General features: G+C 66.1%; 10 protein-coding genes. 9 read left to right on the forward strand and 1 reads right to left on the reverse strand.

What is annotated here, in order from left to right:
- Nucleotides 1-176: 176 nt before the first annotated feature.
- The 8 genes from ACTIGN_RS10460 (at nt 177) to ACTIGN_RS10495 (ending at nt 6,959) form a co-directional block, all read left to right on the forward strand.
- On the forward strand, nt 177-1,133 hold the full coding sequence (locus tag ACTIGN_RS10460) for an ATP-grasp domain-containing protein (protein WP_439623526.1): 957 nt from the start codon (nt 177-179) through the stop codon (nt 1,131-1,133).
- A gap of 51 nt (nt 1,134-1,184) precedes the next feature.
- Nucleotides 1,185-1,397, forward strand: a complete 213-nt coding sequence (locus ACTIGN_RS10465; RefSeq protein ID WP_439623528.1) for a hypothetical protein — start codon at nt 1,185-1,187, stop codon at nt 1,395-1,397.
- A gap of 56 nt (nt 1,398-1,453) precedes the next feature.
- Entirely contained in the window at nt 1,454-1,642 is a 189-nt protein-coding gene (locus ACTIGN_RS10470; RefSeq protein WP_439623530.1) for a hypothetical protein, read from the forward strand.
- Entirely contained in the window at nt 1,639-2,226 is a 588-nt protein-coding gene (locus tag ACTIGN_RS10475; RefSeq protein WP_439623532.1) for a hypothetical protein, read from the forward strand. Before ACTIGN_RS10470 ends, ACTIGN_RS10475 begins: the two co-directional genes overlap by 4 nt.
- Nucleotides 2,227-2,244: 18 nt before the next feature.
- Entirely contained in the window at nt 2,245-3,273 is a 1,029-nt protein-coding gene (locus ACTIGN_RS10480) for an LLM class flavin-dependent oxidoreductase (RefSeq protein WP_439623534.1), read from the forward strand.
- A 528-nt stretch (nt 3,274-3,801) separates the two neighbouring features.
- Complete coding sequence (locus ACTIGN_RS10485; protein WP_439623536.1) at nt 3,802-3,978, forward strand: hypothetical protein; 177 nt, start codon at nt 3,802-3,804, stop codon at nt 3,976-3,978.
- 103 nt (nt 3,979-4,081) lie between these two features.
- On the forward strand, nt 4,082-6,160 hold the full coding sequence (locus ACTIGN_RS10490; protein ID WP_439623538.1) for a S46 family peptidase: 2,079 nt from the start codon (nt 4,082-4,084) through the stop codon (nt 6,158-6,160).
- Nucleotides 6,161-6,191: 31 nt separating this feature from the next.
- Complete coding sequence (locus ACTIGN_RS10495; protein WP_439623540.1) at nt 6,192-6,959, forward strand: Uma2 family endonuclease; 768 nt, start codon at nt 6,192-6,194, stop codon at nt 6,957-6,959.
- Here the strand turns inward: ACTIGN_RS10495 and ACTIGN_RS10500 are convergent.
- Nucleotides 6,922-7,512, reverse strand: coding sequence for a hypothetical protein (locus tag ACTIGN_RS10500; protein ID WP_439623542.1), 591 nt, complete (start codon nt 7,510-7,512; stop codon nt 6,922-6,924). The two genes, ACTIGN_RS10495 and ACTIGN_RS10500, sit on opposite strands and share 38 nt — an antisense overlap.
- A 298-nt stretch (nt 7,513-7,810) precedes the next feature.
- Here ACTIGN_RS10500 and dapA point away from each other — a divergent pair, with 298 nt between their 5' ends.
- Nucleotides 7,811-8,695 carry a 4-hydroxy-tetrahydrodipicolinate synthase gene (gene dapA / locus ACTIGN_RS10505; RefSeq protein WP_439623544.1) on the forward strand — a complete coding sequence of 295 codons (885 nt, stop codon included), beginning with the start codon at nt 7,811-7,813 and terminating at the stop codon, nt 8,693-8,695.
- Nucleotides 8,696-8,794 lie beyond the last annotated feature (99 nt).

Consider the following 8,794-nt stretch of genomic DNA (forward strand, 5'->3'; position numbering starts at 1 on the left):
GTGTGGGTGGCGGGCCGCCAGGGTGGGGGGCCCAAACAGACCCAACGCGAGCTCTCCGGTCGGGGCCGCCCTCCGTGGCGGCCCGCGTGAGGCCGACGACTTCGACCGAGCAACCCTACTACTTTGACCGCTGCACCTCGGGTACAATCGCCGGCACCACCCGCCGAGACACACGCATGCCCGCCGCGCGACCGTTCGCCGTCTACCACGAGCACCCCGACTGGTTCCGCCCGCTGTTCGCCGAACTCGAGCGCCGCGGCCTGCCGTTCGTGCGCCTCGACCCGCGGGCGCACGTCTACGACCCCGGCGAGAAGCAGTCCCCGTACGCGCTCGTGTTCAACCGCATGAGCCCGTCGGCGTACCTCCGCGGCGGCGTGCAGGGGATGTTCTTCACGCTCGGGTTCATGGCCCACCTCGAACGGCTCGGCGTGCCGGTCGTGAACGGCTCGAAGGGGTTCGCCGTCGAACTCTCGAAGGCGCGGCAGCTCACGCTCCTCGAATCGCTCGGCCTGGGCTACCCGAAGGCCCGCGTCATCAACCATCCCTCGAAGGCCGTCGAGGCGGCGGAGGGGTTGCGGTTCCCGGTGGTGGTGAAGGCGAACGTCGGTGGCAGCGGGGCCGGCATCGTGAAGTTCGAGACCCGCGAGGTTCTCGCCGCCGCGGCCGCGGCCGACCAGCTCGACTTCGGCGTCGACCACACGGCGCTCGTGCAGGAGTTCGTGCCGGCCCGCGGCGGCCACATCACCCGCGTCGAGACGCTCGGCGGCAAGTACCTGTACGCGATCAAGGTGTTCACCACCGGCGAGTCGTTCAACCTGTGCCCGGCCGACATCTGCCAGCGGGCCGACGGCGTCGAACTGGTCCGCAGCGCGTGCCCGGTGAACGCGCCGAAGACCGGCATGAAGGTCGAGGGGTACACCCCGCCCGCCGACGTGATCGCGGCGTGCGAGCGCATCATGCAGACGGCCGGCATCGACGTCGGCGGCATCGAGTACATGACCGACGACCGCGACGGCTCGCTCGTGTACTACGACGTCAACGCGCTCTCCAACTTCGTCGCCGACGCGGTCAACGTCGTCGGGTTCGACCCGTTCGCGCGGCTGGTGGACTACCTGGAGAAGCGCGCCGGGTAATCTCGGCCCACCCCCAGCCCGCAACCGACAACTGGTAATCGCGAGGGCAGTATGCACACGCTCGTGGCACAGACGAAGTTCACTTTCGGTGATCGAGTGCGCTTCGATTCAGAAGTCCAGAAGTGCAACGGAACCGGGGAGATTCTTGCGATCACCGTGGAAGTGGATGGGTCGGTCAATTACCTCATCTCCGTTCCCGACGCCGAGTACCTTTACGCAGGCATCCTTGAGGACGAGATCACACTGCTCGGGATGGACGAATAGCCTACCGAACCAGCGTGGCGTGATATTCCTGTCCGATTGAGCGGGGGGTATCATTCATGGGCAGGAAGAACGACCTGAAGCGGGTCGATGCCGTGGCCCGCGAGTTCGGGATCGATCGCGCCGAGTTCGGGGCGTACCTGGAGGACTGCAAGGCCCACGGCGACCGCGGGACCGAGAACGACCGCGGCGACTTCACCTGGGCCGAGATGCGCGAGAAGGCACGCGAGTTCAAGGGCCAACAATGAGCACCGCCACCGAACCGAGCCCGACCGCCGCGTTCGGCTCCCACCTGCTGCAACTGGTCGGGGAGCCGTTCCTGTTCCTGCGCCGCAGCTACGGCGACGAACTCGTCCTCCACTTCGGCGAGCGCATGCTGGGTCCGGTGCGCCGCACGAAGCACGGTGAGTTTCGGTACGAGCACGGAACGCACAGTCTCCGCCTTCGCGGGTCGTTCTGGGTGGTGAAGGCGGGCGACGCCGTGTTCGCCTCGGCCACGCCCGACGAGATCGTGAAGTCGCTCGGCGAACCTTCCCGCCGGGGCGATGTCGCCAATGAATTGTCCATCTCCGTCGGGGCGCGGGTCACGGCGGTCATCCCGTTCCCGGTCGATCGCGCCGCCGTTCAGGGGATCGGCGTGAAGGTCGATCTCTCCGACGGCTCGTCCGTGGTTGTGATCCCGACGCCCGAAGAGCCGCCGGAACCCGCTCCCGAGGGAACCACCCTCTACGAAATCGCCGATTGGGAACTTCACACCCCCCGCGGCGCGCTTCAGGTCGGCCCCGGTCGCAAATGGCACTTCGCCGCCCGCACCCATCCTCCCGCCAGTTGATCCCACTGAGAACGCCCCATGCGCTACGGTTACTGGATGCCCGTGTTCGGCGGGTGGCTCCGCAACGTCGACGACGAGAACATGGCCCCGACGTGGGAGTACACCCGGCGGCTCGCGGTGCGGTCCGAGCAGATCGGGTTCGACCTGTCGCTCATCGCCGAGCTGAACCTCAACGACATCAAGGGCGACGAGGCCCCGTCGCTCGACGCCTGGAGCACCGCGGCGGCGGTCACGGCCGTCACGAGTAAGCTCGAACTGATGGTCGCGGTGCGGCCGACGTTCCACAACCCGGCGCTGCTCGCGAAGGCGGCCGCGAACATCGACCACATCGGCGGCGGCGGGCGGCTGTCGCTCAACGTCGTGTCGAGCTGGTGGCGCGACGAGGCGACCAAGTACGGCGTGCAGTTCGAGCAGCACGACGACCGCTACGCCCGCACCGCCGAGTGGCTCGCGGTGCTCGACGGCGTGTGGAAGCAGGACCACTTCACGTTCGAGGGCAAGTTCTACAAGGTCCGCGACAACGTGCTGCAACCGAAGCCCGCGACGCGCCCGCGGCCGGTGCTGTACGCCGGCGGCGAGAGCGAGGCGGCAAAGAACCTCATCGCGAAGTCGTGCGACGCCTACGTCATGCACGGCGACCCGCCCGAGCGCATCGCCGAGAAGGTCGCCGACATGCGGAAGCGGCGCGAGGGGTTCGGTCTGCCGCCGATGACCTACGGCGTCGCCGCGTACAGCATCGTCCGCAACACCGGTGCCGAGGCGCAAGCGGAGCTAGCGCGCATCACCGACGTGAAGCAGTCGAAGGCGGGCTACCAGAACTACCAGCAGTGGCTGGCCGGCACGCAGCTCGAACAGCGGGTGTCGCTGGAGGACTACTCGGTGTCGAACCGCGGCCTGCGGTCCGGCCTGATCGGCACGCCGGGGCAGGTGCTCGACCAGGTGAAGCGCTTCGAGGCCGCCGGCGTGAACCTGCTGCTGTTGCAGTGCAGCCCGCAACTCGAAGAGATGGAGCGCTTCGCCGACCAGGTGATCCAAAAGGGGAAGTGACGGGAGGGCGAAGCGATGGCCATGTTCTACCACGTGCGAGTTCAATCGATCCAGGACAAGTGCCTCACCTGTCAGGTAACAAAACGGCAAGAGGAGCAGTACGGACTTGTGTGTTCTCGCACGTTGGCCCTTGGGTTTTTATGGGACACAACCGATTGGTTTTGGTGGATCAGACATCAGCCGAACGGACAAGCGATCGAGAGAGACGCGGCACAAGTCGCTGCCTGGTCCACTCCGCTTGGCCAGGAACTGAGAGATCACGATGTATACTCAGACGATGGATTGATAATGGCGAGCGCTCACCGCTTCATCTCTTGTGTTGGTGTCGTTGATCGTTTGAACTATCCGGAACGAGATCCCGATGAGGACGAGGACTTCCCCCCAGAATATCCGGAAGCGACCTACCATATTGCAGTCACAGACGCACGGTGGATCGAACACTTGGCTCCCGGCATGGAATGGGAGAGTTGTGTCTGGGATCGAGACCGGCCCGTCGCATTCGATCCCGACTGGCGCACGTCAACGGTGATGCAACTCGCACGCGGCATCTACGACCAACGCACTTTCGACCAGTTGCCGATTCTCGCGGACGCGCTCCAGGACGCGGGGTGCGACGCCGACGCGATCCTCGACCACTTCCGCGACCCGACCGCCACCCACGTCCGCGGGTGCTGGGCGCTCGACCTCGTGCTCGGCAAGGAGTGACCCGTTGAAGCTCCCTCCGGGGCTACAACCCAACGCCGCACGCCGCCCCCGGCCCGTCGCGTAGAATGGCACCGCAACTGTCACCCAACACCGGCGGTGCGTCATGCGTGTTCGGAACCTCGCGCTCGCGGCGGTCGTGCTCGGAGGGCTCGCGATGTCGGCGACTTCGGACGAGGGGATGTGGCTGCTCGACGCCCCGCCCCGCGACCTCCTCAAGAAGCGGTACGAGTTCGACCTCACCGACCCGTGGCTCCAGAACGCCATGCTCGCGTCGGTGCGGCTCAACAGCGGCGGGTCGGGCGGGTTCGTGTCAAGCGACGGCCTGCTCGTCACCAACCACCACGTCGCCGCCGACGCCACGCAGAAGCTCAGCAAGCCGGGGCTCGACCTCTACAACGACGGGTTCTACGCGGCGACCCGCGACCAGGAACTCAAGTGCCCGGACCTCGAAATCAACGTGCTCCAGACCATCACCGACGTCACCAAGGAGGTGAACGCGGCGGTGACGCCCGAGATGAAGCCGGGCGAAGCGTTCGCCGCACGCCGGGCCGTGACGGGCAAGATCGAGCAGGACTCGCTCAAGGCGACCGGGCTGCGGTCCGACGTGGTCACGCTGTACAACGGCGGCGCGTACCACCTGTACCGGTACAAGAAGTTCACCGACGTGCGGCTCGTGTTCTCGCCCGAGAAGGCCATCGCCAGCTTCGGGGGCGACGTGGACAACTTCGAATTCCCGCGGATGAACCTCGACGTCGCGTTCTTCCGGGCCTACGAGAACGACAAGCCGGTCCACACCCCGAACTACTTCAAGTGGAGCGAGATCGGCCCGCAAGAGAACGACCTCGTCTTCGTCACCGGGCACCCCGGCACCACCCAGCGGCTCGAAACGCTCGCCCGCCTCAAGCACCGCCGCGACCACACGCTCCCGTACACGCTCTATCGACTTCGCACACTCGAAGCGGCGCTGTCGCAGTACGGCATGCAGAGCCCCGAGAAGGCCCGGCAGGCGGCCGGCGACCAGCACAGCGTCGCCAACGCCCGCAAGGCGTTCAGTGGCCAACTGCAAGGGCTCCTCGACCCGAAGATCATGGAGCAGAAGGCGGCGCAGGAGACGGAACTCGGCGACAAGTTGCCGCCGACTGCCGACCACCCGAGGGGCGCGTACGAGTCGGCCCTGCGGCGGGTCGCCGATGTCCAGGTGAAGCTCCGCGAGTTTGAGAAACCCTACGGGCTTCTCGAAACCGGCCACGCCTTCTACTCCCCGCTGTTCGGCATTGCCCGGCACCTCGTCCGCATGGGCGACGAGTTGCCAAAGCCGTCGGCCGAGCGGCTCCGCGAGTACCGCGACTCGAACCTCGATTCGCTCAAGTTCGGCCTGTTCAGCCCGGCCCCGATCTACCCCGAACTCGAGCGCGCGAAGCTCACCGCGTCGCTCACGTTCCTGGCCGAGAACCTCGGCGGCGACAGCGACCTTGTGAAGCTCGTACTCGCGGGGAAGAACCCGGCGGCTCGGGCTGACGAGTTGGTTGGCACGACGAAGCTCACCGACCCGGCCGAGCGCAAGCGGCTCGTCGAGGGCGGCAAGAAGGCGATCGACGCCAGCACCGACCCGCTCATCGTGCTGGCGAAGGCGATCGACGCCGAGGCCCGCAAGCTCCGCACGCGGTACGAGACCGAAGTCGAGGAGCCCGAGCGCCAGGCGTACGCGGCGCTCTCCAACCTGCGCTTCAAGGCGCTCGGCAGCACCGTCGCCCCGGACGCGACGTTCACCCTGCGGCTCGCGTTCGGCACCGTGAAGGGCTACGAAGTGGGCGGCGAAGCACTGCCGTTCCGCACGACGCTCGGCGACGCATTCAAGAAGTCCACGGAACTCGGCGGCAAGGAGCCGTTCGACCTGCCGAAGCGGTGGCTCGACGGGAAGTCGAAGCTCGACCTCGCGACGCCGTACAACTTCGTCTCGACGGCCGACACGATCGGCGGCAATTCGGGGAGCCCGGTGCTGAACCGTGCGGGGGAACTGGTGGGGGTGAACTTCGACCGCAACCGGCACGGGCTGGTGCGGAACTTCGTGTACACCGACGTGCAGGCCCGGCACATCGCGGTCCACTCGCGGGCCGTGCTCGAGGCGCTCCGCAAGCTCTACCCCGCCGACCCGCTCGTCAAGGAACTGACCGGGAAGTGATCGAACACTCCTCTCCGAGCCTGGAGTACACATGGCCGCCAGGACCACGACGAAGCCGAAGTCGAAGTTCCGCACGATCGCCGAGGTGCAGGAGCGGCTCGGGCACGTCCCCGAGTCGCGCATCCTGACCTACCCCGCACCCGGCACCGCGACCGTCAAAGACCTGCTCGACACGTCCGTGACTGGAGACCGCCTCGTTGAACTCGTCGAAGGCATCCTTGTGGAGAAAGCGATGGGCTTCCGCGAAGGTGGACTCGCCCTCCAGATCGGGGCGCTCATCAAGCTGTTCCTTTGGCAGCACAACATCGGGTACGCGGCCGGGGCCGACGGCATGATCCGGTTCAAGCTCGACCTCGTGCGGATGCCGGACGTGTCGTTCATCCGCTGGGACAGCGTCGAGAACCCACAGGAGATTGTGAACCCCACCGGTGCGTTTCTGGAGTACCCGCCGGACCTCGCGGTTGAGGTTCTCATCCCGAGCAACACCCGGAAGGAGATGGCGATCAAACTTTCTGAGTACGCGAAAGCCGGCGTCAAACTGGTGTGGTACGTCGATCCCGAGCGAAAGGAAGTGGACGTGTACCCCAAGGGCAGCGAGAAGCGGAAGAAGACGTTCACCCTCGCCGACACGCTCGACGGCGGTGACGTGCTGCCGGGGTTCACCCTCCCGGTGGCGAAGATCTTCGAAGACCCGCGCCCCCGCGGCCAAGCCCGGCAAGAAGAAGCCCAACGGAAGGCGTTAATCCGGTTGCCAATCAGTCTCAGCGATACTCCTCAAGGAGGCGGAGAAAATCGTTGACGACTCGTGCAGGTTCACGCTTGCACCGGTCCGCGTCATAAGCCTGGACGAAGAACAGCCCGTGCCGCTGGAACAGGCGGAACCGCTCGTGGTCCTTCGCCGTGCTCACCGGGCCGGAGTGGAACGGCTCCCCGTTTACCTCCAAGATGCCCCACTTGCCCTTCGAGCAGACCAGAAAGTCCGGCTCTCGCTTCTCGACTAGTTCCGGCGTCACTTCGTTCCCGAGCACGGCCGCCGGGTTTGGGAAGAAGAGGATGCTCCGCCGCTTCAGTTCGTCGTAGATGGCCACCTCGCCCTTCGAGCGGAACCGCAGTTCGTCGTGCGTGATCGTCTGCTCCGTCTTGAAGAAGCAGTTGTTCAGCCCTGTGCCCTCGGTCGGCAACTCCACCAGCGCCTTGATCGCCACGTCTATCTCGGGGTCACTCTCGGTGATCAGGTCGCGGAACGCCCCCCAGAGCAGTCCGTAGTGGAGCGACGACCGCTCCTCCAACAACCTCATTTCATCGGGTCGAAGGAACGCGGTCAGGACGTAGGTAACCGGGCCGGTCGGCACCCACCGTTCTTGCTTTTTGCTCAGCCTTGCCCCACCCACCCAGGACAACTTGGCACTTACCTCGCTTCAGCACGTCCGCGATCTTTCGGTAGTCGTTGTCGCTCCGCTGGGTCAGATACCCGACCAGTAAAGCGTGTACTGTCTCGTTGTCCGTCTCCCAGGTTATCACGGGCTAGTTCCTCGCTGGCGTTCGCACTGTTTGCTGTACCTTACTCTGACACGCGCAGGAACACAAAGCCCGTCGCTACAGCACAGTGGTTTCGGTACACTTAGCCGAACCACCCGAGGCACGCCCGTCATGCAACTCCGCGGCATCATCCCGCCCGTCGTCACGCCGATGACCCCCGACCAGGGGGTTGATCTCGATGGGTTGCGGCGGCACATCGACTGGATGCTCTCGCACAAGGTCCACGGCATCTTCGTGCTCGGCACGACCGGTGAGTTCTACGGGCTCGACGAGGCCGAGAAGCAGGCGATCACCGCCGCGGCGGTCGCGCACTGTGCGGGCCGGTCGCCGGTGTTCGTCGGCACCGGGGCCGAGACCACCCGCGAGGTCGTGCGGCTCACGCGGATGGCCGAGAAGGAGGGCGCGAGCGGCGTGTCCGTCATCACCCCGTACTTCATCAAGCCCACGCAGCCAGAATTAGTCGACCACTTCACACGCGTCGCCGAGAGCACGAAGCTCCCGGTCGTGCTGTACAACAACCCCGCGACGTGCGGCGGCGTCAGCATCGAGCCCGACACCTGCGCCAAACTCGCCCGCGTGCCGAACATCGTCGGCATCAAGGACTCGTCCGGCGACCTCCAGAACACCATCGAGATCCTCCGCAGCACCCCCCGCGAGACGTTCGCCGTCCTCAACGGCCGCGACACGCTCATCCTCGCGGCGCTCCAGTTCGGCGCGCAGGGCGCGATCCCCGCGTCGTGCAACATCGCCCCGGAACTGTGCGTCGGCATCTACGAGGCGTTCGCGAGCGGCGACACCGAAGCGGCGAAGGAGTACCAGTCGCGGCTGCACCCGATCCGCATGGCGATGAGCCTCGGCACCGGCAACGGCGCGATCAAGGAGGCGCTGGCACTGCTCGGCCGGTCGTGTGGGCCGAACCGGTCGCCGATCGCGCCGCTCGCCGACGACAAGAAGACGAAGCTGAAGGGGATTCTGACCGGCGCGGGGCTGGTGTAAAGCCGTGGGAGGCTCGCAGGTGGCGGGTCCATCGTCGAGGTGGTGCCCCTCACCCGCGACTCGCAGAGCCTCGTCGCGACCTCTCCCCGTAGGAACGGG

The organism is Gemmata sp., assembly GCF_051859125.1.
Classification (GTDB): Bacteria; Planctomycetota; Planctomycetia; order Gemmatales; family Gemmataceae; genus Gemmata.

Bases quoted from the DNA above. Each gene is read 5' to 3' on its own strand.
- ACTIGN_RS10460 (WP_439623526.1), top strand. From the start codon at position 177: ATGCCCGCCGCGCGACCGTTCGCCGTCTACCACGAGCACCCCGACTGG.
- ACTIGN_RS10465 (WP_439623528.1), top strand. From the start codon at position 1,185: ATGCACACGCTCGTGGCACAGACGAAGTTCACTTTCGGTGATCGAGTG.
- ACTIGN_RS10470 (WP_439623530.1), top strand. From the start codon at position 1,454: ATGGGCAGGAAGAACGACCTGAAGCGGGTCGATGCCGTGGCCCGCGAG.
- ACTIGN_RS10475 (WP_439623532.1), top strand. From the start codon at position 1,639: ATGAGCACCGCCACCGAACCGAGCCCGACCGCCGCGTTCGGCTCCCAC.
- ACTIGN_RS10480 (WP_439623534.1), top strand. From the start codon at position 2,245: ATGCGCTACGGTTACTGGATGCCCGTGTTCGGCGGGTGGCTCCGCAAC.
- ACTIGN_RS10485 (WP_439623536.1), top strand. From the start codon at position 3,802: ATGCAACTCGCACGCGGCATCTACGACCAACGCACTTTCGACCAGTTG.
- ACTIGN_RS10490 (WP_439623538.1), top strand. From the start codon at position 4,082: ATGCGTGTTCGGAACCTCGCGCTCGCGGCGGTCGTGCTCGGAGGGCTC.
- ACTIGN_RS10495 (WP_439623540.1), top strand. From the start codon at position 6,192: ATGGCCGCCAGGACCACGACGAAGCCGAAGTCGAAGTTCCGCACGATC.
- dapA (WP_439623544.1), top strand. From the start codon at position 7,811: ATGCAACTCCGCGGCATCATCCCGCCCGTCGTCACGCCGATGACCCCC.